This is a genomic window from Flavivirga aquimarina (assembly GCF_030540835.1).
GTDB lineage: Bacteria > Bacteroidota > Bacteroidia > Flavobacteriales > Flavobacteriaceae > Flavivirga > Flavivirga aquimarina.
This window is the reverse complement of sequence record NZ_JAUOEK010000024.1, coordinates 47,629-72,786: the sequence shown is the minus strand read 5'-3', so window position 1 is coordinate 72,786 and position 25,158 is coordinate 47,629. Positions and strand designations below refer to the sequence as shown.

Annotated in this window: 23 protein-coding genes; 9 read left to right on the top strand and 14 right to left on the bottom strand. The window is 32.3% G+C overall.

Going from position 1 to position 25,158, the window contains the following annotated elements:
* Positions 1 to 70: 70 nt before the first annotated feature.
* Positions 71 to 2,545 carry a TonB-dependent receptor plug domain-containing protein gene (locus Q4Q35_RS01295; RefSeq protein WP_303276110.1) on the top strand — a complete coding sequence of 825 codons (2,475 nt, stop codon included), beginning with the start codon at positions 71 to 73 and terminating at the stop codon, positions 2,543 to 2,545.
* 246 nt (positions 2,546 to 2,791) lie between these two features.
* On the opposite strand, the gene Q4Q35_RS01290 is transcribed toward Q4Q35_RS01295, so the two are convergent.
* The 3 genes from Q4Q35_RS01290 to Q4Q35_RS01280 form a co-directional block, all read right to left on the bottom strand.
* A complete protein-coding gene (locus Q4Q35_RS01290) occupies positions 2,792 to 3,505 on the bottom strand; it encodes an alpha/beta hydrolase (protein WP_303276109.1) in 714 nt (237 codons plus the stop codon).
* A gap of 70 nt (positions 3,506 to 3,575) precedes the next feature.
* Positions 3,576 to 4,454 (bottom strand): alpha/beta hydrolase, encoded by an 879-nt coding sequence (locus Q4Q35_RS01285; RefSeq protein ID WP_303276108.1) that lies wholly within the window; start codon positions 4,452 to 4,454, stop codon positions 3,576 to 3,578.
* A gap of 23 nt (positions 4,455 to 4,477) precedes the next feature.
* Positions 4,478 to 4,642 carry a hypothetical protein gene (locus Q4Q35_RS01280; protein ID WP_303276107.1) on the bottom strand — a complete coding sequence of 55 codons (165 nt, stop codon included), beginning with the start codon at positions 4,640 to 4,642 and terminating at the stop codon, positions 4,478 to 4,480.
* 153 nt (positions 4,643 to 4,795) lie between these two features.
* Between Q4Q35_RS01280 and Q4Q35_RS01275 the strand changes: the two genes are divergently transcribed.
* The gene (locus Q4Q35_RS01275; protein ID WP_303276106.1) at positions 4,796 to 6,016 is read left to right on the top strand and encodes a hypothetical protein; all 1,221 of its coding nucleotides are present in this window, start codon (positions 4,796 to 4,798) and stop codon (positions 6,014 to 6,016) included.
* Between the two features lie 142 nt (positions 6,017 to 6,158).
* Complete coding sequence (locus Q4Q35_RS01270) at positions 6,159 to 6,608, top strand: DUF4890 domain-containing protein (RefSeq protein WP_303276105.1); 450 nt, start codon at positions 6,159 to 6,161, stop codon at positions 6,606 to 6,608.
* 88 nt (positions 6,609 to 6,696) lie between these two features.
* On the opposite strand, the gene hemL is transcribed toward Q4Q35_RS01270, so the two are convergent.
* From hemL to Q4Q35_RS01250, 4 genes are read right to left on the bottom strand one after another with little or no spacing between them, the layout of a single operon-like run.
* Positions 6,697 to 7,983, bottom strand: coding sequence for a glutamate-1-semialdehyde 2,1-aminomutase (gene hemL, locus Q4Q35_RS01265; RefSeq protein WP_303276104.1), 1,287 nt, complete (start codon positions 7,981 to 7,983; stop codon positions 6,697 to 6,699).
* A 13-nt stretch (positions 7,984 to 7,996) separates the two neighbouring features.
* Positions 7,997 to 8,791: a glucosaminidase domain-containing protein gene (locus tag Q4Q35_RS01260; protein WP_303276103.1), complete on the bottom strand. Its 795-nt coding sequence runs from the start codon at positions 8,789 to 8,791 to the stop codon at positions 7,997 to 7,999.
* On the bottom strand, positions 8,784 to 9,695 hold the full coding sequence (locus Q4Q35_RS01255; RefSeq protein WP_303276102.1) for a 1-aminocyclopropane-1-carboxylate deaminase/D-cysteine desulfhydrase: 912 nt from the start codon (positions 9,693 to 9,695) through the stop codon (positions 8,784 to 8,786). The genes Q4Q35_RS01260 and Q4Q35_RS01255 overlap by 8 nt, the downstream gene beginning before the upstream one ends.
* The gene (locus tag Q4Q35_RS01250) at positions 9,685 to 10,023 is read right to left on the bottom strand and encodes a hypothetical protein (protein ID WP_303276101.1); all 339 of its coding nucleotides are present in this window, start codon (positions 10,021 to 10,023) and stop codon (positions 9,685 to 9,687) included. Before Q4Q35_RS01250 ends, Q4Q35_RS01255 begins: the two co-directional genes overlap by 11 nt.
* A 59-nt stretch (positions 10,024 to 10,082) precedes the next feature.
* On the opposite strand from Q4Q35_RS01250, the gene Q4Q35_RS01245 reads away from it, so the two are divergent.
* The 3 genes from Q4Q35_RS01245 to Q4Q35_RS01235 all read left to right on the top strand — a co-directional run bounded on the left by Q4Q35_RS01245 (position 10,083) and on the right by Q4Q35_RS01235 (position 13,300).
* The gene (locus Q4Q35_RS01245) at positions 10,083 to 10,235 is read left to right on the top strand and encodes a C1orf53 family protein (protein ID WP_170179822.1); all 153 of its coding nucleotides are present in this window, start codon (positions 10,083 to 10,085) and stop codon (positions 10,233 to 10,235) included.
* Positions 10,236 to 10,362: 127 nt separating this feature from the next.
* A complete protein-coding gene (locus tag Q4Q35_RS01240; protein WP_303276100.1) occupies positions 10,363 to 10,929 on the top strand; it encodes a DUF4136 domain-containing protein in 567 nt (188 codons plus the stop codon).
* Between the two features lie 94 nt (positions 10,930 to 11,023).
* Complete coding sequence (locus Q4Q35_RS01235) at positions 11,024 to 13,300, top strand: alpha-L-rhamnosidase-related protein (protein WP_303276099.1); 2,277 nt, start codon at positions 11,024 to 11,026, stop codon at positions 13,298 to 13,300.
* A gap of 5 nt (positions 13,301 to 13,305) precedes the next feature.
* Here Q4Q35_RS01235 and Q4Q35_RS01230 read toward each other — a convergent pair whose 3' ends face one another.
* Positions 13,306 to 14,409, bottom strand: a complete 1,104-nt coding sequence (locus Q4Q35_RS01230) for a bestrophin family protein (RefSeq protein ID WP_303276098.1) — start codon at positions 14,407 to 14,409, stop codon at positions 13,306 to 13,308.
* A 146-nt stretch (positions 14,410 to 14,555) separates the two neighbouring features.
* On the opposite strand from Q4Q35_RS01230, the gene Q4Q35_RS01225 reads away from it, so the two are divergent.
* Complete coding sequence (locus Q4Q35_RS01225) at positions 14,556 to 16,313, top strand: aromatic amino acid hydroxylase (RefSeq protein ID WP_303276097.1); 1,758 nt, start codon at positions 14,556 to 14,558, stop codon at positions 16,311 to 16,313.
* 129 nt (positions 16,314 to 16,442) lie between these two features.
* Here the strand turns inward: Q4Q35_RS01225 and Q4Q35_RS01220 are convergent, their stop codons facing one another.
* From Q4Q35_RS01220 to alaS, 6 genes are all read right to left on the bottom strand, one after another.
* Positions 16,443 to 17,195 carry an enoyl-CoA hydratase/isomerase family protein gene (locus Q4Q35_RS01220; RefSeq protein ID WP_303276096.1) on the bottom strand — a complete coding sequence of 251 codons (753 nt, stop codon included), beginning with the start codon at positions 17,193 to 17,195 and terminating at the stop codon, positions 16,443 to 16,445.
* Positions 17,196 to 17,217: 22 nt separating this feature from the next.
* Positions 17,218 to 18,153: a pyridoxal-phosphate dependent enzyme gene (locus Q4Q35_RS01215; protein ID WP_303276095.1), complete on the bottom strand. Its 936-nt coding sequence runs from the start codon at positions 18,151 to 18,153 to the stop codon at positions 17,218 to 17,220.
* Positions 18,154 to 18,162: 9 nt separating this feature from the next.
* Positions 18,163 to 18,777 (bottom strand): DUF4230 domain-containing protein, encoded by a 615-nt coding sequence (locus Q4Q35_RS01210; RefSeq protein WP_303276094.1) that lies wholly within the window; start codon positions 18,775 to 18,777, stop codon positions 18,163 to 18,165.
* A 689-nt stretch (positions 18,778 to 19,466) separates the two neighbouring features.
* Positions 19,467 to 20,432 carry a GSCFA domain-containing protein gene (locus Q4Q35_RS01205; protein WP_303276093.1) on the bottom strand — a complete coding sequence of 322 codons (966 nt, stop codon included), beginning with the start codon at positions 20,430 to 20,432 and terminating at the stop codon, positions 19,467 to 19,469.
* Between the two features lie 39 nt (positions 20,433 to 20,471).
* Positions 20,472 to 20,942 (bottom strand): GxxExxY protein, encoded by a 471-nt coding sequence (locus tag Q4Q35_RS01200; protein ID WP_367892730.1) that lies wholly within the window; start codon positions 20,940 to 20,942, stop codon positions 20,472 to 20,474.
* Entirely contained in the window at positions 20,905 to 23,520 is a 2,616-nt protein-coding gene (alaS, locus tag Q4Q35_RS01195) for an alanine--tRNA ligase (protein ID WP_303276092.1), read from the bottom strand. The genes Q4Q35_RS01200 and alaS overlap by 38 nt, the downstream gene beginning before the upstream one ends.
* A 216-nt stretch (positions 23,521 to 23,736) precedes the next feature.
* On the opposite strand from alaS, the gene Q4Q35_RS01190 reads away from it, so the two are divergent.
* Positions 23,737 to 24,708, top strand: a complete 972-nt coding sequence (locus tag Q4Q35_RS01190) for a M23 family metallopeptidase (RefSeq protein ID WP_303276091.1) — start codon at positions 23,737 to 23,739, stop codon at positions 24,706 to 24,708.
* Positions 24,708 to 25,037: a MerR family transcriptional regulator gene (locus Q4Q35_RS01185; RefSeq protein WP_303276090.1), complete on the top strand. Its 330-nt coding sequence runs from the start codon at positions 24,708 to 24,710 to the stop codon at positions 25,035 to 25,037. The genes Q4Q35_RS01190 and Q4Q35_RS01185 overlap by 1 nt, the downstream gene beginning before the upstream one ends.
* Positions 25,038 to 25,158: the final 121 nt, after the last annotated feature.

Genomic DNA, 25,158 nt, shown 5'->3' with positions numbered 1-25,158 from the left:
TAGAGCCTGCATTACTAAGAATAGGCATCCTATTACATAATGTTGTATTTAGTAATATCAAAATATTAAAATGGTCAAAAAAACTATACTGTTCATAATAGTTTCTTCTTTTTTATCTTTCTCTTTAAGCAGTAATTTTAGAGAATTAGTCATTAAAAAACTGGAAGATTATATTAGCAATCATCCAGAAAAAATCTACGTTCAAACAGATAAACCTTACTACATTACTGGCGAAGACATATGGTATACAGCTTATTTAGTAAATGGGATTACCCATAAAAAAACCGAAAAAAGCAAAGTAATCCATGTCGAGCTAATTAATGAACAAGACAGCATTATATCTACTAAAAAACTACACATTGATGATGTAAGTGTTGCCGGAGATTTTAAAATTAACAAAGACTTGGCACCTGGAAATTATTTACTAAGGGCCTATACAAATTATATGAGAAATAGTGACGCCGATTATTTCTTTCAAAAACAAATTCCAATATGGAATTTGAAGAATGTTGATAGTTTAGTAAATCTAACAATGAGCAATTCTCATACATCAGAAACCAAAGAAACTCAATTAACCGAAAAGCCAGACTTGCACTTTTACCCAGAAAGCGGTTATTTAATTAATGGTATAGCTACTAAAATAGGCATAAAAATTAAAGATAAACATAACAGAAATATTACTATAAATGGCCTTATAAAAGATTCTAATGATGAGACAATTACTTCATTTAAAACTCTTAAATTTGGTTTAGGCATTATTTCTTTATTGCCAGATATTAATAAAAATTATTATGCGAGTGTTGATATTGATGGCAGAACATATAAATACCCATTGCCAAAAACCATACAAAAAGGATATAATATAAGCGTTATAAATAATGGTAGTCACATTATTTTAAAAGTATCAACTAATTATCATATTGGTTTAAAAAACACATTATTGATAGCTCATCAACGTGGAAAATTAATTTATGAAAAACTAGAAACTGAAGATAAAAACTCCTATTTCATTAAAATAAACACTAGTACTTTGCTCGATGGCATAGCTAATTTTACATTATTTAACAGTTCTGGTGAACCTATGTGTGAGCGTTTGGTATTTATTGAAAACACGAATAATACTGTTAAAGTAAATATTAACTTGAACAATGAAACTCCTACAACTAGGGATAGAGTTTCCATGCAATTAAATTTAAAAGACAAAGGTGGAAATAACATATCCGGAAACCTATCTATGTCTATTACAAACACTGATGCTATTGGACAAAGTTCAGAAGTTGAAAATATAAAAACTTACCTTTTATTGAATTCTGATTTAAGAGGAAACATAGAAAACCCCAATTATTTTTTTGAAAAGGAAAATGATGCTAAAAGACGTTATTTATTAGACTTAGTTATGCTTACACATGGTTGGAGGCGTTTTATTTGGACCGACCTTTTATACAACAACACTAAAAAACCGGATAAATTTAAGCCTGAAAAAGGTTTACATATTTCTGGAAACACTAGAAATCTAAAAGGACATAAAGAACGAAGGCAAGCATTTACACGACTAACGTTTTTAGGGGGAGTCCCATACCAAGAGCATCAACAATCTAGCATAAATGGCTCATTTAAATATGGTCCATTTGTTTTTAATGATACAATACCTGTGCTTATAGAAGCAAGAACTAAAGGTTTTAAATCTGATGAAAACTCAAAAAACAGATTGATATCAATTCATTTAAGCCCTAGTTTTGCTTCTAGCCCAAAAATTATTAGAAATGACGTTTTAATATCTAATTTGAACGATAGCCATGAAATTACCAACTATTTAAAACAGGCTCGAGATATTTTTAAAATCAATGAAACATATGCCAAATCGACAAGAGTACTTGATGAAATTATCATTAATGCTAAAAAAGAAACTAAAGAAGAACTAAGGGATCAATCTATGAGCGACAGAACAGATTATGGATACGCTACTCATAGAATGGACATGCAAGCGTTTAAAAACCTATCTCACTTATCGGTTTTTGAATTACTTCGTATGCTTCCAGGAGTAAATGTTTCAAATGACTCTATTTCAATTAGAAATCAAGGAATTCCTCTTATTTATATGGATGGTATACAGGTTAATCTGGATGATATATCAAACCTTACTGGTAATGACATAGATTTTATTGATATATTATCTGGGGCTGATGCCGCTATATTTAGCAATAGTGGTAATGGCGTTATTGCTATATACTTGAAAAACGGAGCTTCTATTTCTGCAAAAAACATAAAACGTAAACCTGGAATTATAGATTTTACAGCCATAGGTTTTTATACAGCTAGAGAGTTTTATGCGCCGGAGCATATAAATGGTTTTGGTGATAATTTAAAACAAGATATAAGAACCACTCTACATTGGGAACCCAAAATAAAATTAACCAAAATGATTAATAAAGCAGAAGTATCATTTTTTACAAGCGACTCTAAAGGCAAGTACACTATTAAAATAGAAGGCTTAACAGATACAGGAAACCCCGTTTATCATATGTCTACTTTTGAAGTTGAATAAACTCATTTCTATAAAAATAAAAGCCCCAGTAATTTTATAATTACTGGGGCTTAAAAACTAACCAACTAAACTTTTATTTACTATTCTTAAATGTTTTAAAAACTATCTAATACTCAAAATAAATAACAATACAAATAGACGTAAATAATTCTAATTCTTAAACTTATTTAGAAATGTTTAACACCATATCATTACATTTTATAACTTCTTTAAGATTAAAGATCGACCTTCTCTATTTTTTGAAGTTTACAAAAGCAACTTCTCCATTTGAATTCGATAGGCTTTAAAACTATTTAAATTAGTATGCCTTCCTCCTTCAATTTTTATAAACGTTGTCAACGCTTTAGGGGCAGCACTAAAAAGCCTTTCGCCAGATTCAAAAGAAATAACAAAATCGTCGGTTCCGTGAAATATTGAAATCGGACATTTCACATTGGAGATATACTTAAAGCTGGGAAACTTATATTTTAACATCCCTTTTACCGGAAATATAGGAAACCTGCGGTTTGCTACATCTTCAATACTATGATACGGTGCTTCTAAAATAAGTTGTTTAGGGTTGTTTTTTGAGGCTAAAAAAGTAGCTAGGCCAGTTCCGATAGAACGCCCATATAATATAATATCCGATTCATCATAATGCTCTTTTAAATAATTATAACAATATTGAACATCATTGTAAAACGCTTCTTCATATAATTCACCAGTACTTTTTCCATACCCCCTGTAATCCATAATTAAAACCTCATAACTCATCTCTATAAAAAATTCTGCAATTTTCTCTAAACGAGCTACATTGCTTCCATTTCCATGGAAGTATAAAATAACCCCTTTGGGCTTTTCTACTTTAAAATGAATGGCATTAATAATCGCATCTTTTTCAGTTTTAAAAAATAATTCTTCAAAAGGGTTCGAAAATGAATAAATGTAATCTTGGGGCAGCTCCATTTTATAAAACAGCATTTTTTCCTGTGTAAAATATATTAAGGCCCCAACCATAATATATAAGCTTATTAAAAAGAGACCTACCCTTCTAAGCCTTCGTATTACTTTTCTTCGACGCGTGTTTAACATGTATACTTGTAGTTGATAAATCTATTTCTTCGGGAACTCTATTCAGAATTTCATGAATCATTTTATGATATGATTCAAAGTTATTTAAATTTTTATGACCGCCACCAATTACAGAATGCAACTTAGTAAGCTTAGGGTTTACTTGAGACAGTTTAACACTCGTTTTATATGGAATAAGTTTATCGTTCGTACCATGTATAATATGTATTGGACATTTTACATACTTCAACCATTTGTAAGTAGGCAACGGGTATTTTAATAAAATAGATAACGGCATAAAAGGGGCATAGCGAGCTGTAACCTTAGTTAAACTATAATAAGGGGCATCCATAATAAGCATTTTAGGATGGTTCATCGAGGCTAACTTGGCAGCAAACCCAGAACCTAAAGACCTCCCATAAAGTATAATTCTATCTTCGGTAGTAAGTTCTTTTATTCTATTATAAATTACTTGCAAATCTCTTTTAATGGCTTTCTGCGAACGCCTCCCAGTACTTTTTCCAAAACCACGGTAATCGACCATTAAGACATTATAGCCATGCCGGGTAAAATCGATCGCAAATTTACCCCAACCTTTAATACTTTTAGAATTTCCTTTTAGATATAACACAACCCCTTTACTTTCTCCTTTTGGAAAAAACCGAACACCATTAATTATCGCGCCATCTCTTGTTTCTAAATTATACTCTTTAAACGCTTGATTATCATAATTAAATTGAAAATCTTCAGGAAGTTTTTCTGGTTTAAATAACATATAATCCTGTAGATAATACAACGCAATGCTTATTGCTATATAAGCAATTAAAACAAGCATCATAATATACATCCAGTAAGGCATAGTTAGAAAAAAACGTTAGAATACTAAGATACAATAAATTGACTTGCTGTATTATACCACTCTAAAAGCTTCATAAACATTTCTTGAAAAGGATCTCTATTAACAACAGGATAACAAAAAATTAAAACAGTTATCTCTGCCGAATTTAAAAACACTATAGCACATCTTTCGGTTAAATTGACATTCATAAAGAAGCTATTTTTATAATAAGTTTTAATAGCTAGTGAAAGGTAAGATGAATAATAAAGACATATACATAATCATTTTAAGTTTAATAAAACAATCTCAACAAGAATTAACTAACACTAATATTCAGTTATTTAAACTTTAACTATTTTTGCTTGATGCTAAAAAAAGGGCTTTTTATTGTTTTTTGTATTTACAATCATTTTGTTATTGCTCAGCAAAAAGATAGCCTATCAATAAAAAATGGTATTGATAATCCCACCCTGTTAGCTACCCATCATTTTGGTATTTTTAGTTCTAGGATTAATCAGAATTTTAAACTATCTCCTCCTAAAAAACCAACCTTAGACATAAGTTCTATAAGCGGAAATAATTTTCATCCTTTTGTTGAAGGGTATTTTCCAAAAGACCCGGCAGTAAGAGAAGCACAAAGTAAACTTATTTGGTATAGCAGAAATTTTAATTTTATAGACCAAGAAACGACTCCTGCCGATTATTTAAATATTATCATTGATGCCGTTATAAAAGAATTTAGATTACGTGTAAATCTTCCGTTAGGAAAAAAACACGAATTAGGGGTTACACTACGGTCTTATTTAATAACGAAGGGGAAAAATCCGTTTTCATTTTTTACTGGAGATGAGACCATTGAGTGGTTTCATAGTAATATACAAGGTGGAGAAGACCCTTTTGGAAGACGTTTTTATGGTTTGAATCAAGTTCATTTTAATTATCTTGACAAAAACGGAAATACACTTGAATTAAATAACAATGACTTCTTTATAGGGGGTATTGAATTAAATCATTTTTATTATCCAACCCTTTCAATAAATAAAACCAGAAATATATTTTTCAATCTTGGAAGTCACTTAGGTGTTAACACTTCTAAATTTAATTCATCTTTAGACATAGGCGTTTCTGCAAATGTTATTAAGAAAATAAAATTTAAAAATAGCTACGAACTTGATATAGGAATTGGAGGGAATCTTTTACGTAAAAACCTCATCGACTTTAAAAAGGTTATAGACTTAGGTAATAACCCTTTTTTGGCAACCTTTGAAGGTGATATCGAAATAACCAAATATACCAAAAAGGGACATTTTAATGCTTTTGGCATAAACTACAATCTCCAATCTCGTTACAATAAAAAAGAAGAAGCAAGTTATTATCAGCTTTTAGGTAACTGGGAAGACATAAAAGGTGGTTGGCAACACGGCGTTTCAACGTTATATAAAACACAAACCAATTGGTCTTTTATTTATAGTTACGGCCATCCTAATTACAAAATCTCCATATACTTTAAAGAAGATTTTTTGATTACTAATGCTCCAGATTTCCAAACTGGTGTTTCTTTAAAAATTCCTTTATCTAAATAATTCCTATCTCGATTCAAAAGTTTAACAGCATTAACCCGATTTTCAATTGTTAATATTTGGTTAAAATTAAAACCTCATTAAACTTTTTAAAAAATCTGAAGTCCTAACTACAAACAATATAAAAACATAAAATAACATAAAAATGAAAAAATTAATAATTATTGCCTTAGCATTAATATCTATTCAAGGGATAGCACAAACAGAAAAAAGAGAGCGACCAGAAGGAGCTAAAAGAATGCACAATCTTTCTGCTGAAGAAATAGCTACTTTACAAACAAAAAAAATGACTTTGTCATTAGATTTAAGCGAATCACAACAAACCGAGATTCAAAAAATAAATCTGGAAAATGCTACTTTACGTAAAAAATTAAGAGAAGAGCGTAAAGCTAAAAGAGAAGATGGAACGGCTCAAAAGCCTACTAAAGAAGAGCGTCTTAAAATGGAAAATGCCAGATTAGATCATAAAATTGCTATGAAGGCTAAAATGAAAAAGATATTAAATAAAGACCAGTATGCTAAATGGGAACAGGCTCAATCAGAAATGGGCTCAAAACGAAAAGGCAAAAATAAAGGTAAAAATAAAGAAAAGTAAAATCAGATTTAATTTGATTTTAGTTTGTTGATTGGTTAGTTAGTTAATTTGATTAAAAGAGCATTTCAAGTTTTGAAATGCTCTTTTTTTATAAAGATTTTGCCACCGAATTTACTGCGGCAATAGTAAAATCTAAATCTTCATAAGTTAAAGCATCAGTAATAAACCATGTTTCGAAAGCACTTGGCGCAATATATACGCCTTCATTTAGCATACCGTGAAAGAATGTTTTAAACGTATCGTTATTCCCTTTGGCAGAGGTTTCAAAATCTATAACCTCAGAACCATCAAAATGAACTGAAATCATAGAACCAACCCTGTTTATAGTATGAACAATCTTATTATCATGCAGAACCTTAGCTATGCCGTTATGCAAATATGCTGTCTTTTCAGCCAATCGATTAAAAATTTCAGCGTCGTTATTCAATTCACTCAACATCGTCAAACCAGCAGCCATAGCTAACGGATTGCCACTTAAAGTACCTGCCTGGTATACCGGGCCTAATGGTGCCAAATAATTCATAATCTCGTTTCTAGCGGCAAATGCTCCTACAGGTAAACCACCACCTATTACTTTCCCAAAACAAACAATATCTGCAGCAATACCAAACAGTTCTTGAGCGCCACCTTTGGCTAAACGAAACCCCGTCATAACCTCATCAAAAATCAATAAAATATGATGCGTATCACACAAAACTCTTAACGCTTGTAAAAAGTCATCTTTTGGAGGAATACACCCCATATTTCCAGCAACCGGTTCTATTATAATACAGGCAATTTCACCATGATTAGCTTCAATTAATTGTCTAACATTTTCAATGTCATTATAGCGTGCCAACAAAGTATCTTTGGCTGTTCCTTCTGTAACTCCCGGGCTATTAGGCGTTCCAAAAGTAATAGCACCACTACCCGCTTGTATTAAAAACGAATCGCTATGTCCGTGATAACAACCCGCAAATTTTATAATTTTATCTTTTCCTGTAAAACCACGTGCTAAACGTACCGCACTCATACAGGCCTCGGTACCCGAATTTACAAATCGTATTTTATCAATATTTGGCACCATTGAAACAGCTAACTCTGCAATTTTAGTTTCAATTTCTGTTGGCATTCCGAACGATGTACCTTTTTTTGCTTTTTCTACCACTGCATTAACAACAGGTGCATAAGCATGCCCTAAAATCATGGGACCCCAGGAATTAATATAGTCAATTAGTCTGTTACCATCTTCATCATACAGGTAAGCTCCTTTTGCTTCTTTTACAAAAATAGGCGTCCCCCCTACTGCTTTAAATGCTCTTACCGGTGAATTTACACCGCCAGGAATAACCTTTTCTGCCTCTGCAAAGAGCGAGCTACTTCTTTTATAGTTCATACATTTATAATTATTATGGTTTTACAACTAATACTTGCCCAACACTTAAAGCTGTATTATTCAATCCATTTAATTTTTGAAGGTCTTTAACTGTAATATTATACTTTTTAGAAATAGAGTACAAAGTATCTCCTTTTAAAACTGTATATGTAACACGTTCTGTACTTGTTGGCTCCTCATATTCTACATACGAATCTCCCAATACTGCCTTATCCAATTTATACAATTTATAGCGTTCAATAATACTAATTAATTTTTGAGGATACTTTTTATCGGTGGCATAACCGGCAGCTCTTAATTCTCTAGCCCATCCTTTGTAGTCATCCTTTTTAAGTCTAAATAGTTTTGCATAACGCTTTCTATCTTTTAAAAAAAGAGAATGATCTCTAAACGAATATTTTGCATCTTTATATTTCCTAAAACATTCTTGCGCTTTGTCATCATCATGATAAATTTTACCACCAGTCCAACCATGACACTTAATACCAAAATGATTATTAGCTTTTACAGAAAGGCGACCATTACCAGAACCAGATTCCAGAATTCCCTGAGCTAAAGTTATACTTGCAGGAATACCGTACAAATTCATTTCCTGTTGAGCTATTTCTTTATAAACATCAATATACTTCTCGGTAGCATTTGCATACACCTTTGTTGAATTTTCAGAAGTTTTTTCTGTTTCTTTATTAACTGTTTTTTCTGTATTTGTTTTTGGTCTCTTTACAACGACTGTTTTTTTAGCACGGCAACTAAAAAGAAAACATCCTAAACACAATACTAACCCTATTCTACTTATTTTTCTATTCAATTATTGAAAGTTTTTTATTTTTTAATACAGCATTCATACCCTTAATACCTTGTAGGCCTCCAGTATGGATTGCTAAAATTTTCGAATCTTTTTTAAAATACCCCTTATCAATTAAGTCTAAAATCCCAAACATCATTTTACCTGTGTAGACAGGGTCTAACGGAATATTATTTAACTTTTTAAACTGATTGATAAACGCCACTAATTCTTCGTTTATTTTTGCATACCCGCCAAAATGATAATCGGTTATTAATCCCCAACAGGTATTGGTTGCAAATTTACTAATATCTTGTTGTAAAAAATCACCTTTTAGAGCAGGAAAACCTAAAACTTGTTGACCAGGTTTTAAACAATTTATAAGTCCGGAAATTGTTCCGCCTGTTCCAACTGCACAACAAATATAATCGTAAACGCTATCTGCTTCTGTTAGTATTTCTTCACACCCCTTAATAGCCAAGGCATTTGTACCGCCTTCAGGAATAAGATAAAAATCATCAAAGGTCTCTTTTAACATTTTCAAAAAGGTCTCAGACGTTTTATCTCTATAAGCATCTCTAGAAACAAACTTAAATTGCATCCCGTTTTGTTTTGCAAAACTTAATGTGTCATTATCAAAAATTTTATCTTCCAGTTCCTCGCCTCTAATAACACCAATGGTTTTAAAACCTAATAAATTTCCGGCAGAAGCCACTGCTGCTATATGATTGGAAAAAGCACCTCCAAAAGTAAGCAACGTTTTAAAGCCTTCTTTTTTAGCTTCAAGAAGGTTGTATTTAAGTTTCCGGTATTTATTCCCAGATATAAAAGGGTGTATCTCGTCTTCTCTTTTTATAAATAACTCAACCCCTTTATTATCAGGTAAGTTTATTTGTTGATTTATACTATGCCCAAACTTAAATATCATGGGTACGAAGATACTTGAAAAAACTAAAAAGTGATCGTTGATTTAAATAATCGAGATTTGATTCATTAGCGTAAGCTTCACGCTCAAAAGAAATATTTCGATATGCTAAATCCCATTTTTTATATTGAAACAATCGAAATAAAAATTCAATAGCATACACAAAATAAAAAGGAATCAACAACATCTCTAATTGCTGTTTTAAATGAATCTTTTCATGATTAATTAAAACTATATGACTTTTTAAATGCTGTGATTTTAAAAATACAAAAGGAAAAATAGTTAAGCTATTATAACCTTTTGGAACTAGATGCTTCGAAATCAAAATCATACTTTAAGACACTCAAAAATCAATCCAAATTACATTATCTTTGTTTTAATACTATTTAGATGAAAAAAATAATTCCTATTGAGGAAGGTGATTACTACTTAACACCTGAAGGCTACCGCTGTTTTACAGAACAATACCACTTAAGAAGAGGTTATTGTTGCGAGAGCGGATGTAGACATTGCCCATATGGATATGATAGAAATAAGGGGTAACAAACACCGCTATTACACTATATACCATAGGCTTGGTATGATTATTGATGCCATTATTAACAAAAAAAGTTTTTAAAATCAATAATTTTAAGAATAATTGTATAATGTAGAACTAAATAAAAAGGCTATGAAAAAATTATTAAACACCTTACCACTTTTAGCGTTGCTTATTGTGGTTACCTCATGCAGTTCTGTACGTGTAGCTGCAGATTACGATAAGAATGCAAATTTTGGAGAGTACAAAACCTTTGCGTTTTTTAAAACAGGTATTGACAAAGCAGAAATTAGTGATTTAGACAAACGAAGAATCCTTCGTGCCATTGAGGCCGAATTATTAGCTAAAGGCTTTACAAAATCTGAAAAGCCTGATTTATTAGTAAGCCTTTTTACAAAATCTCAGCAACGTGTAGACGTTTACAATAACTCTTGGGGTTATGGTGGCTGGGGTTGGGGTGGCTGGGGAGGCTGGGGTGGCTTCGGACCTGGTTGGGGCTGGGGTTGGAACCAACCTAATGTATCTACCAGCACACAAGGTGTTTTATATATAGACCTTATTGATGCTAATAAAAAAGAATTAATTTGGCAAGGCATGGGAACTGGTTACTTAAGTAGAAATATGGAAAAAAAAGAAGCACGTATTAATGAATTCGTGACAGAAATTATGACGAAATACCCTCCGGAAGTAAAACTATAAATAGACCATTCTCTATAGAAATAGCCCATATAAATTGTTTTAAATTAGATAATTTATATGGGTTTTTAATTTTTAAACATTTAATATCAATAAAATGAGAATAAAATTTCTATTCTTTATCTTTTTTTTATTTACTATGTCCTTTTACGGTCAAGGTCATGATTGGAAAGGAAAACGTATTACCAATAGAGAAAATCAAAACAAATCGAATACTTGGATAAACTTTCGTAGAGATATAAATATCAATTCTATACCAAATCAAGCTATTGCCAAAATAGCCTGCGATTCAAAATATTGGCTATGGGTCAATGGGAATATGGTTGTTTTTGAAGGCCAACTTAAAAGAGGCCCAAACCCTAACGATACCTATTATGACGAAATTGATATTGCCCCCTTTTTGACTGAAGGCAAAAATACTATAGCCATTTTGCTATGGTATTTTGGCAAAGATGGTTTTTCGCATAACAGTAGCGGACAAGCAGGTTTGGTATTTGACTGTGCTGCATTAAACCTTTATAGTGATGGTAACTGGCTTAGTAAATTAGATCGCGGCTTTAGCAGCACTATTGATAAAAACCCTAATTATCGATTGCCAGAATCCAATATATTATTTGATGCTAGAAAAAGTGATTTTAAATGGATTGATCCTAATGAAGAATTAACAGGATCAAGTAAAGCAAATGTACTAGGAACTGCAGAATCAAAACCTTGGAACAAACTTGTATTACGTCCCATACCACATTGGAAAAATTACGGCATAGCAAACTATACCAATCCTACAGAAATCCCTAAAGAAGGCCATGGAGAATGGATTATTTGCAAACTCCCATATAATTGCCATGTTACTCCAATTCTTGATATAGAAGCACCAGCAGGATTAACAATTAAAATGCAAACGGATAATTTTGATTATATGGGGTTACATGTTGCTTCGGTGAGAGCGGAATATATAACCAAAGAAGGGGCACAACAATATGAATCATTAGGTTGGATGAACGGGCACGTAGTAAAATATTGGATTCCAAAAGGTGTTAAAATTAACACACTTACTTATAGGGAAACTGGTTTTAATACCGAGTTTACAGGCTATTTTAAAAGTAGCGACCCTTTTTATGAAAAACTATGGCAAAAAGCAACTAGAACACTATATGTGACTATGCGTGACACATACATGGATTGCCCAGATAGAGAACGGGCACAATGGTGGGGAGATTTGGTCAACGAAAGTGGTGAGGCATTTTATGCTTTAAGCCCATCTTCTGCTAGTATTGCAAAAAAAGGCATCCTGGAATTAATTAATTGGCAAAGAGCAAATGGCATCATCTATTCGCCAATACCAGAAGGCAACTGGAACGCTGAATTACCAGGACAAATGCTCGCCAGTATAGGATATTATGGCTTTTGGAATTATTATATCAATACAGGAGACAAGGAAACCATTGCAAATGTTTACGATGGTGTAAAACGCTATTTAGATGTTTGGAAGCTAAAACCAAATGGCACGCTTATAGACCGTAAAGGTGATTGGTACTGGGGAGATTGGGGAAAAGAAATAGATAAACAGTTACTTTACAATGCTTGGTATTATTTAGCTTTAAAAGGTTACTTAAATATGTCTGAATTATTAGGCAAAACAGTAGAAGCTGACCGTACCCAAAAAGAGTTATTAGCTTTTAAAGAGGCATTTAATAACATATTCTGGGATGGAAAAGGCTATCGCAGATCCGATTATAAAGGAACTTACGATGATAGAGCTCAAGCCTTGGCCGTAGTATCTGGATTGGCAGATAAAACTAAATACAAAACACTACTTAAAATTTTTAAGACGTCCCATTTAGCAAGCCCATATATGGAAAAATATGTTCTTGAGGCACTATTCGTTATGGAAGAAAGTAAGTTTGGATTAGAACGAATGAAGAAAAGATATCATAATATGGTAAATGTATCGCCCTGGACAACCCTTAATGAGAATTTTGGTGATGAAACTACTACCAAAAAACCTGATTATGGAACAAACAATCATGCATGGAGCGGTGGCGGACTTACTATTTTAGCCCAGTATGTTTGTGGATTGTATCCAATAGAACCTGCATGGAAAACGTTTATGGTAAAACCTCAACTAGGCGATCTTGATTATGCCGAAACAGGCAATAAAACAATAGCTGGAAATGTAAATGTAAAAATCGCCAAAGTCGATAAAGGACTGGATATTGTGCTCACAGTACCAAATGCAAGTGAAGCTTTGGTTTATGTTCCTCTAAAAAATAAAAATGTCATTATAGATGGTAAAAAAGTTTATACCAATATAAAAGAAGACGCTTATAACATATACCGTGTAAAAAGCGGTAAACATAAAATCAGTGCCAGATAAGTTTTCTACATCACTATATCATTCTTCCAAACATAAGGTTCTGGAATATCGGTATCATCAATAAGTTGACGTATATCTATTTCTATACCTCTACTCATATCGGTTATAGGAATGTCGTTTGGCCCTCCTTCAAAAGGGTTCTCTGTGTTTTCTCCTATAGCTTCCATAGTATGAAACACCCAAGAAATTAAGGCACTAAACGGAATTGAAAACCATACAAAATGCTTCGCTATAAACTCCTGTACCAGATGCCCTAATGATGTTCGAGATTTATGCGTTAATAAATCTTCCAAAATATGGTCTCCTATAGTTTCAAATCCTTCCATAATTCCAAAAGGTAAAAGAATGATAAAAATCCAGACAAAAAGATAGTTTAATGTTGCAAACTGTCTGGGGTACGGAAAGTTTTTAATACGTTCGCTCTTACCTTGAAGCGTATAAAATTCTACTAGTATGTTTGCCATTTCCATATGGCGAAAATCTTCAATCAACCCATCACTCATTAATTCTTTTAAACGCTTAGACTGGATACCTAACAATTGCGACGCCTGATTACCTTTTGCAAAAATGGCTTTATATTCGGCATCAGAAATATAAGGTTTTATAGCCCCTTCAATAGGTTCAACGTCTTCACATACCCTATAATGAGATTCCCTAAACTCTTTGTTAGATTTTTTTTGTTTTAAATGCATTTCCCAGGGTTTATCTTTACGCAGTTGATATCGTAATGCTGTTAACCAGGCAACATGCCTATGTACCAACTCCCGTTTTATAGATTGCAATTCCTCTTCTGTTCTTTTAAGCTTAGCATGGTCATTTGTTATAAAATCCTTCACCATAATAGTCCAGGAACGTGATGCATTAACAATACCTCCCCAAATTTTTCTGGCTTCCCACAATCTATCGTACGATGCATTATTTTTAAACCCGACTATAAATGCGACTGCTGTGGCTAAAGCGCCTAAAGGTAACCAGGGCACATGCAACCATTTTAACCCAACAATATCAAAAAGCACCACAGGGATTAAGGCCAAGAAAAGAAATAAAAAAATATATCGACGTGTCCATTTTAGCACACCTCTTACGGGAAATATTCGTCTTGTATACATAGTGTTTTTTAAGAATTATAAATATATAAAAATAGATTGATTTAAATAAAAACAGCAAAACAGTCTATTTGAATATTAAAAAACCAATATTTAATTAAAACAAATAAAGAATTCGTATTTTTACTAAAGAAAACCCATAAATAAAAATGAATAATTCAATAGAGTCCAATCCCATTTTAAATCGTTTACCTAAACATTTAAAACAGTTTATAAAACCTCAGAATTATGAAGATTATTCGGCTATCGACCAAGCTGTTTGGAGGTATGTGATGCGTAAAAATGTCGATTTTCTAAAAACGGTTGCTCATAAATCGTATTTAGAGGGTTTAAAGCAAACAGGAATTTCTATTGACAATATCCCAAATATGTATGGCATGAACCGTATTTTAAAAGACATTGGTTGGGCAGCTGTAGCGGTTGATGGTTTTATTCCTCCAAATGCTTTTATGGAATTTCAAGCTTATAATGTTTTGGTGATTGCAAGCGATATCAGGCAATTGGAGCATATCGAATACACACCAGCTCCCGATATTATTCATGAAGGCGCAGGGCATGCCCCCATTATTGCAAACCCAGAATATGCCGAATATTTAAGGCGCTTTGGCGAAATAGGTTGTAAAGCGATCTCTTCGGCTAAAGATTATGAATTGTATGAAGCGGTAAGACATCTTTCTATTATAAAAGAAGCTCCTAACACCCATAAACAAGATATCGCTTCCGCGGAAAAAGTAATAGAAAAATTGCAACAAAATATGGGCAAACCAAGTGAAATGGCTCTTATTAGAAACTTGCATTGGTGGACTGTTGAATATGGCTTAATAGGAACATTGGAACAACCAAAAATATATGGTGCTGGGCTATTATCTTCTATAGGTGAAAGTGCTTGGTGTATGACCGACAAAGTAAAAAAAGTCCCTTATGATGTTAGTGCGACTTATAAAGGTTTTGATATTACAAAACCTCAACCTCAACTTTTTGTCACACCAAATTTTGCGCATCTAAGTCTTATTCTAGAAGAATTTGCAAATACCATGGCTTTACGTAAAGGCGGGCTTTCTGGTATTAATAAATTAATCCACTCTAAAGAATTAGGTTCTATAGAATTGAGTACCGGGCTCCAAATTTCTGGAGTATTTACCAACGCCATTGAAAGTAACGGAAACCCTATTTATATTCAAACTACTGGAAAAACAGCTTTGGCATATCATGAAAAAGAATTGGTTGGACATGGTACAAGTACCCACAATAAAGGTTTTGGGTCTCCTATTGGCAAACTTAAAGGTATTAATTTAGCGATTGAAGATATGAGCCCGCGTGACTTAAGCGCTTATAACATTTACGAAGAACAAAGTGTTACCTTAGAGTTTGAAGGTGGCATCATCGTTTCTGGAGAAATTATTACCGGTAAGCGCAATCTGCAAGGGAAAATAATATTGATTAGTTTTAAAAATTGTACAGTTACCTATAACAATACGGTATTGTTTCAACCAGAATGGGGTATTTACGATATGGCAATAGGAAAAGACATTGTTTCTGCATACTCTGGACCAGCCGATTTAAATAGCTTTGATATGATAACGCATGTACCATCTACCAAAACAATTCAATTAAAAAAGTCAGACGAACAATTACAATTAGAGATACTTTATCAACAAGTTAGAGATTACAGAGAAAATAAAAACAAAACTATTTCCAGAACAAAAGTGTTAGAACAACTTATTGAAAAACACCCTAATGATTGGTTATTGCCTGTTGAACTTTATGAATTAGCTTCTAATGCTAATGAAACCAAACTTAGCGACAACATTTTGCAGCATTTAGAGACCATAAAACAAAACAGACCGGAAGTTGGTCACTTAATTGATGATGGGCTGGAGATTATTAAACAAACAGTTCGTATTTAACTCGATTAAAATTATCTCGACTTTAGCCTGTCTTGAGCATAGCCAAAAGACTAGACCTGACATACCATTAATTAATTGGAAGTCAGATAAAATTTATATTTATAACATCGGGTTATTTAGCATGAAATCTCATCTAAACCGCTTTAAAGTCTTTTTAGTAAACTCACTCAATACTAGTTTTCCGCTAATTTTAGCGCGCTCTAAAAGCAAATCGTCCCAATGATCTGTACCTTCCCAAATCACTGTTTTCATATGTTGTAAAGCCTCAGGGTTATACGATGCTAATTTTACGGCCAAATTTTCAACGGCTTCGTCCAATTCTTCTGTTGTCTCTAAAACCTCGGCATATAAGCCTTTGTCTTTAGCGAATTCTGATGAGAAAAATGTTTCAGCATCAATAGTCATTTGAGACATGGCTGTTTTTCCTATTTTCTTAGAAACTACTGGCTCTATAACAAACGGCCCTATACCAATACTTAATTCACTTAATCTTATAGAGGCATACTGGGTTGCTAAACAATAATCTGTTGCTGCTGCTAAACCAACGCCTCCTCCTACTGCTTTACCTTGCACACGACCAATAATTAGTTTAGGGCATTTTCGCATGGCGTTAATAACATTAGCAAACCCAGAAAAAAACTGTTTGCCCGTTATTTCATCTTTTATTGAAATAACCTCACTAAAACTAGCTCCTGCACAAAACGTTCTATTACCTCCACTTTTTAAAACAATAACTTTAACAGCATTATTATTCCCTGCTTCTTGTATGGTTTGTGTCAGCTCTAACAGAACATCACTAGGCATAGAATTACGATTCGGATGAAAGAATTCAATATACCCTATTTCGTTATTAATGGTTAACTTAACATAAGACTCTAACATAACTATAAATTGCGATAATTATTTAAAAAGGCAGATTAGACACATCTATATTTCCACCTGATATTATAATTCCTATTTTTTTATTTTTTATTCTTTTTTTATCCTTTAAAACAGCAGCTACAGCTACGGCACTGGACGGTTCAATTATAATTTTCATACGCTCCCAGATCAATTGCATTGCTTTAATAATTTCCTTTTCATCTACACGTATTATTTCTTCAACATACTCTTTTATAATCGGAAAATTTCTATCTCCTAAATGCGTCCGTAAACCATCTGCCAATGTATTGGACGTTTTATTTATTTCAATGTTACCAGAAATCAATGATCTATAAGCATCATCTGCTTCTTCTGGCTCTCCTGCTATTACTTTGCATCCATTAGAAAAATAATTTGCTGCCAAAATAGTACCAGCCAACAAACCACCACCGCCTACTGGTGTAAAAATATAATCTAAATCACCATAATCTTCTAATAATTCAATAGCAGCAGTACCCTGTCCATAAATAACAGCATCGTGATTAGAAGGGTGGATAAAAGTTGCTTTTTTTTCTTTTTGAATTCGTAAGGCTTCATTTTCTCTGGCATTTATATTAGGATCACATTCAATAATAATACCTCCATAATTTTTAACAGCTTCTTTTTTAACTTTTGGCGCATTACTTGGCATCACTATGTATGCTTTTACATTTAGGTTTTTAGCTGCTAATGATAATGCTTGAGCAAAATTCCCTGACGAATGTGTTACAACACCTTTACTTCTTTGTACATCGGTTAAACTTAAAATAGCATTTACCGCGCCTCTCATTTTAAATGCTCCTGTTTTTTGAAAGTTTTCACATTTAAAAAAGATTTCGGTTTCGCAAATCGCATTTAACGATTGAGATGTTAAAACCGGAGTTCTATGTATATAAGGTTTTATAAGGTGATACGTGTTTTGAAAAGTAAGCTTATCCATTGTTAGCAACTATAATTTTAAACCTTGTAAAGCATCCATAGTCGATACCGGATTCTCGTTGTATTTTAAAGTCCATCCTAGAGAATTTGTTAGAATATAAAATTTTGAGAGCTCGCTTATCAATCTGTTTTTAGCATTTGTCTTTAAATCGGAGGCTTCTATTTTTTTATTTAATGATGCCTTAACAATGTTCTTTATATCATTATAATCTTTTGCTTCAAATGGGTTTAGAAAATCTGACTGAATATCGTAATATTCCAAATCCGGAGTAATTTTTATTTCTTCCTTTGGAATGCTTGAGATGGTTAATGTTTTACTGGTTTCGTCTATTTCAAACTCAATTTTACTCAAATCATAAGCTATAACAACCTCAGCATTAACAACAACCAAAGCTTTTTTTTCCGAAGTAAAATATTCTCCAAAAATATCTTTAGAGTTCTTGTAATTAAATACTTCGCTAAAATGCCCTTCTGTTACTATTAGCTTTCCTACATTGTTTATTTGCTGCTGGATAAGTGCAGAGTTTTCTTGAAGCATTATTTTATCTTCCTGTTTATCTCCACAATATCTAAAAGTAAACAGGATAATTAAAGTGACTACAACACCAAATAGAATTTTACGCATACGCTAAGTAAAGAAATATTTTGGAATATACATCTTCATATATACCTATGTATTCATTTTTAATTTAGATTCCCGCTCCTGTTTATCAACAAACAAGTTAGCAAGAATAACAATTTTAATTGATGCTTCTTAGTAAACTTAAGAAGAATTCTTTTCTTATTTAAACAAAAAAACATCAGTTTCCTTCGACATAAGAAGTCTAACCAATGCATTTATATATTCCCGTATCACTTCGAATGTGCTCAAATCGATAAGTTATAATAACTTTAATAAAAAGCTCAAAACTAAACTTGAGGCATTCAAACCAAATTCATGTCAAAAATAATAAACTTGCCTGCAAGCAGCATTAAATAAAAGTTAAACAAAGGTTATGCTTAATCACTCATTAACACTGATATTTTAGATTAAAAAAACAGCATAAAAAAAACACCAATCGAAATCATTTTTACTGATTATTACAATTGATGTTTTTTGTTACGAACTGATTAATAGCACCTAAATCTACAATTATTAGCTTTAGAATTCGTAATTCTTCGATAAAACGTTATTAAAAAAAGATAAAATGTAATAATAAAATTGGTTGTTCTTAATCAACAAATTTCAACTACAAAACTCACCTTTTAAATATTATTTATATATAATTTTTCGCACACGCAACATCACCTTTTAACATACTGACTATTAATTATTTAAAATGAAATATACGAGAATTGAGATTGAATTTGAGTTTTTTTAACTTCTAAGTTTTGAAGAAACTTTTGATGCGCTTCAGAATTTGGGTTGAATGGTTTATGCTGTAATCCTTTTTGAATCGTATCAACTTGCTCCATTATTTTATCTGCTTTTGGGGACATCCAAGCTTCTTGAAAACGATTCCAAATATAATCGATAGCTATTTTATTGGGATGAATCATATCTTCGGTATAAAAACGATAATCGCGCAGTTCGTCCATCATAATTTCATAGGAAGGAAAATAAAATGATTGCTGATTAACGATTGATGCTTTTTGATTTAAAAACTGATGTATTGCTGTTATTAAATATGCTTTGCTCTGCGTATTTTCGATAAAACCGTCTTTTATGTGGCGTACGGGAGATACTGTAAAAATGATTGATGCTTTAGGGTTTATACTTTTAATCGAACTTACTGTTGCTTCTATTGATGTAGTAATCGCATCATCTGTGAGTAATTCTTTCGTAAACTGTTTTTGAGGAACCTTATGGCAGTTCGCCACAATTTGTTTGGTATTAATAGAACGATACACCCAAGCGGTACCTAAAGTAATAATAATATGTGTTGATTTCTGGATCTGTTGATTTGTCAACCTTATACTTTCATTTAAATTATGCAACAAATCTTCTTTTGAGTTATTACTTAACTTTGAATGTGCATTAAAATAATGCCACTGTTCATTATGAAAAAAAACATCTTCTTCTGTGTACGTTTTTTCATTTATGGCATCAAAAACTAAACTTTCAATCGCTTTAGGGTGAAATAAGATGCCAAATGGGTTCTGAAGATTTTGAAATTTAAAATAGTCTAACTTTTTTCCAATATTTTCTACAAAACAAGATCCTAATAATAGAATATTAGAGGTATAGTCTATTGGGTTATTAGATTGTTTTTCTAATGGTATTTTTGTTTGTAGTTTCATATTTTCTCGCAAAGATGTGAAGACGCAAAGTTTACTCTATTATAAACCATTAACTATTCTGGTTATTCCTGTTTTTATTAAAGGACTATTGAAATTAATTAGTAACCCTAGTTTTAATCCGCTTAATTTCAAGTATGTTAACAATTGCTTAGGATGTACAGGATGGATTTCTTGTACTGATTTAATTTCAATCATGACTTTGTTTTCGACAATTAAATCAGTTCTAAAACCTAAATCCAATTTTTTATTTTTCCAAACAACAGGCAATTGTTTTTGACGTTCTACTTCAAATCCTTTCTCAGTTAATTCACAAAATAACACTTCTTCATAAACAGATTCCAAAAGACCAGGCCCTAAATTAACATGAATATGATAACAACAATCAACTATTTTAGTAGCTAAATAATTTTCAAAAAGCACTTCTTTTTTTCCATAAAACTTTGTGTCTTCGCATCTTTTCGAGAAAAACTGGTTAAACCAGATAATCCTTAGCCTTAACCAAAGCCTCATCAATCCCAGCAGGGTTTTTACCTCCCGCAGTTGCAAAAAATGGCTGTCCACCACCACCACCTTGGATGTATTTTCCAAGCTCTCTTACTACTTGTCCTGCATTTAGTTCTTTACTAGCTACTAATGCTTTCGAAATATAACAAGACAATAATGCTTTTCCATTTTGTTCAGCTCCAAATATCAAGAACAAATTATCAAACTGGCTCCCTAACTCAAAAGCAACATCTTTTATACCTGCGGCATCTAAATCTAGCTTTTTTGCTAAAAACTGAATTCCATTAATGTCTTGCAATTCACTTTTAAGTTCGCTCTTTATATTTTTAGCTTTATCTTTTAAAAGTGTCTCTATTTGTTTTTTTAGATTCGCATTTTCTTCTTGCAGATTTTGTAATGCTTTTACAGGTTCTTTAGTATTGTTAAGCAGATCTTTCATTTCAAAATAAGTGCGGTTATTTTCAAAATAAAAATCTTTAACAGCATCGTTAGTAATCGCTTCTATACGACGAATTCCTGCTGCTACTGCTCCTTCCGATACTATTTTAAAATGCCAAATATCTGCTGTATTTTTCACGTGTGTACCTCCACAAAGTTCGATAGATTGTCCAAAGCGAATAGCGCGAACTGTATCACCATACTTCTCACCAAACAAACTCATGGCTCCTTCTGCTATAGCTTCTTCTTTAGGAATGTTTCGCTTCTCTATTAAAGGTAATTTCCCTTCTATTCTAGCATTTACAAAATTTTCGACATCACGTAGTTCTTCAACAGTTAGCTTTGAAAAATGAGAAAAATCGAAACGCAAATATTTTGAGTGTACAGCACTTCCTTTTTGCTCTACATGTATTCCTAAAACTTCTCTTAAAGCCTGATGTAACAAATGCGTGGCAGTATGGTTACATTCAGTTCTATAACGCTGTTTTGAATCTACAACTGCTTTAAACGTTTCTTCTATATGTTTCGGTAAATTTTTAGTAAAATGAATAATTACATTGTTTTCTTTCTTTGTATCTAAAATATAAATAACATCCCCATGTGTATCTTCTAAATATCCTTTATCGCCTACCTGGCCTCCTCCTTCGGGATAGAAAGGTGTTATATTAAACACCAATTGATACATTTCTCCTTCTTTTTTCGAAACAATTTTTCTATATCGGGTTAATTTAACATGAGCTTCAAGCGTATCATATCCTACAAACTCTTCTTCTTTGTCATCAAATAAAATCGTCCAATCGTCCGTCGACATTTCACTGGCTGCACGCGAACGGTTTTTCTGTTTTTGTAGTTCGTCATCAAAACCTTTTTCATCAAGTTTTAATCCTTTTTCACTTAAAATAAGAGCTGTTAAATCTATTGGGAAACCATAAGTATCGTATAACTCAAAAGCTTTTTCTCCAGAAACTATGTCATTTTTTGTTTCTTCAACAATTCTGTTTAACAACACCAAGCCTTGATCTAAGGTTCTTAAAAATGATTGTTCTTCTTCTTTAATAACATTTTCAATAAGTTGTTTTTGAGCTTTTAATTCTGGGAAAGCTTTTCCCATTTTCTTACTCAAGATATCAACTAATCTATAAATAAAAGCTTCTTTTTTATCTAAAAACGTAAAACCATAGCGTACTGCACGCCTTAAAATTCTACGAATAACATAACCAGCACCTGTGTTACTAGGCAGCTGCCCGTCTGCTATAGAGAATGCTACAGCCCTAACATGGTCTGCAATAACACGAATGGCGACATCGGCTTCTTCCTGTTCTCCATATTTCTTTTTAGCAATTGTTTCTATTTCTCTAATTAAAGGTGTAAATACATCTGTATCGTAATTAGACTGCACCCCTTGTAATACCATACAAAGACGCTCAAACCCCATACCTGTATCAATATGTTTATCTGGCAAGTTCTCTAAACTACCGTTGGCTTTTCTATTGTATTGCATGAAAACCAAGTTCCATATTTCCACCACCTGCGGATGGTCTTGATTTACTAAATCTTTTCCAGAAACTTTGGCTTTTTCTTCTGCCGATCGAATATCAACATGTATTTCACTACAAGGACCACAAGGCCCCTGTTCTCCCATTTCCCAGAAATTATCCTTTTTATTGCCTTTTAAAATACGATCTTCTGCAATGTATTGTTTCCAAAAATCGTATGCTTCTGTATCCATTGGAAGGCTATCTGCATCATCACTTCCTTCAAAAACCGTTACATATAGTATCTCTTTATCTATGCCGTAAACTTCTGTTAACAACTCCCATGCCCATGCAATGGCTTCCTTTTTAAAGTAGTCTCCAAAACTCCAGTTACCAAGCATTTCAAAAAGTGTATGGTGATACGTATCGTAACCAACTTCCTCTAAATCGTTGTGCTTTCCTGAAACTCGCAAGCATTTTTGAGAATCGGAAATACGACTATTCTTTGGCTGCCCATTACCTAAAAAATATTCTTTAAAAGGCGCCATTCCTGAGTTTACAAACATTAAGGTAGGGTCGTCTTTTAAAACCATAGGTGCAGATGGAACAATACTATGCTTCTTTTCTTTAAAAAAACTTAAAAATTTTGATCGGACGTCTTGTGACTTCATATATTTTTATTAAAAATTTTGATTCTTTTAAATTACTTTTAATAAGAAACAATTTTTATATTTACTTTTATATTTTATATTTAAGATATCGTAAACCTACAATCAAAAAATAATCGTAAATGATTATATATTTTTTTGTAGGTTTGTTCGTTTATATATCATATACAACGATTTTCTTTACCCTAATTTAGTTGCAAAAATAGTATAATTTGAGAAATGAGTAAGGTAAAATATTATTACGATTCTGAATCGCTTTCTTATAAAAAAATAGAGCGAAAAAAAAGAACAACTTTTAAGTACGCATCCTTTTTTATTTTAGGTTGTGTTTTCTTTGCTTTTATTTTTGTTTTTATTGCAAGTCAATATATTGAATCTCCAAAGGAAAAAGCCTTAAAAAGAGAATTGCATAACATGCAATTACAATTCGAATTGATTAATAAAAAAATGGCCGAAGCTGAAACTGTTTTAGCAAATATTGAAGATAGAGACAATAATATTTATCGTGTTTATTTTGAAGCCAACCCTATTCCTGAAGCACAACGTAAAGCCGGATTTGGAGGCATAAACAGATATAAGAATTTAGAAGGCTTTGATAATTCTAAATTAATAATAGAAAGTAACAAACGCATAGATATATTACAAAAGCAAATCGTTGTACAATCTAAATCACTTGATGAAATTGCTGTATTGGCCGAAGAAAAGGAAAAAATTTTAGCAGCTATTCCTGCCATTCAACCAGTGAGTAATGAAGACTTAACAAGAATGGCTTCTGGTTACGGTATGCGATCTGATCCCTTTACAAAAGCCCGTAAAATGCATTGGGGCATGGATTTTACTGCTCCTAGAGGCACCCCCATTTATGCTAGTGGTGATGGGATTGTTGTTCGTGCCGATTCAAGATCTAGTGGTTACGGTAAACACATAAGAATTAATCATGGTTTTGGATATACTAGTTTATATGCGCATTTGTATAAATATAATGTGAAAAAAAATCAAAAGGTAAAACGTGGAGATTTAATTGGTTTTGTTGGTAGTACTGGTCGCTCTGAAGCGCCTCATTTACATTATGAAATTTTTAAGGACGGCTCACGTATTAACCCTATTAATTTTTACTATGGCAGTTTAACAGCTGAAGAGTTTAACAAACTACTGGAGCATGCTTCTTTAGAAAATCAATCTCTGGATTAATGCATATAGATTTACCTGAAAAACGATATTATGGTATTGGCGAAGTCGCCAAAGCATTTCATGTTAACACCTCTTTAATTCGCTTTTGGGAAAAAGAATTTGATGTACTAAAACCTAAAAAGAACGCTAAGGGAAATCGTAAGTTTACTCCAGAAGATATAAAAAACCTTAAGCTTATTTATCATCTCGTTAAAGAACGCGGGTTTACTCTAGAAGGTGCTAAAATCCATCTAAAAGAAGACAAAAAAGACACTCTTTCTAATTTTGAAATTATAAGTAAGTTAGAAGATGTAAAAAACCAACTTATAAAAATAAAACAACATCTTTAAGTATTTTATTTTGACTTAAAACAAAAGCTTTTCTCAAAAAAAATGCTTAGACGAGTAACTTTTATACTAATTATGTGTCTTATTTATAACAACAAAAACAACATCTAATAAATTAACTATT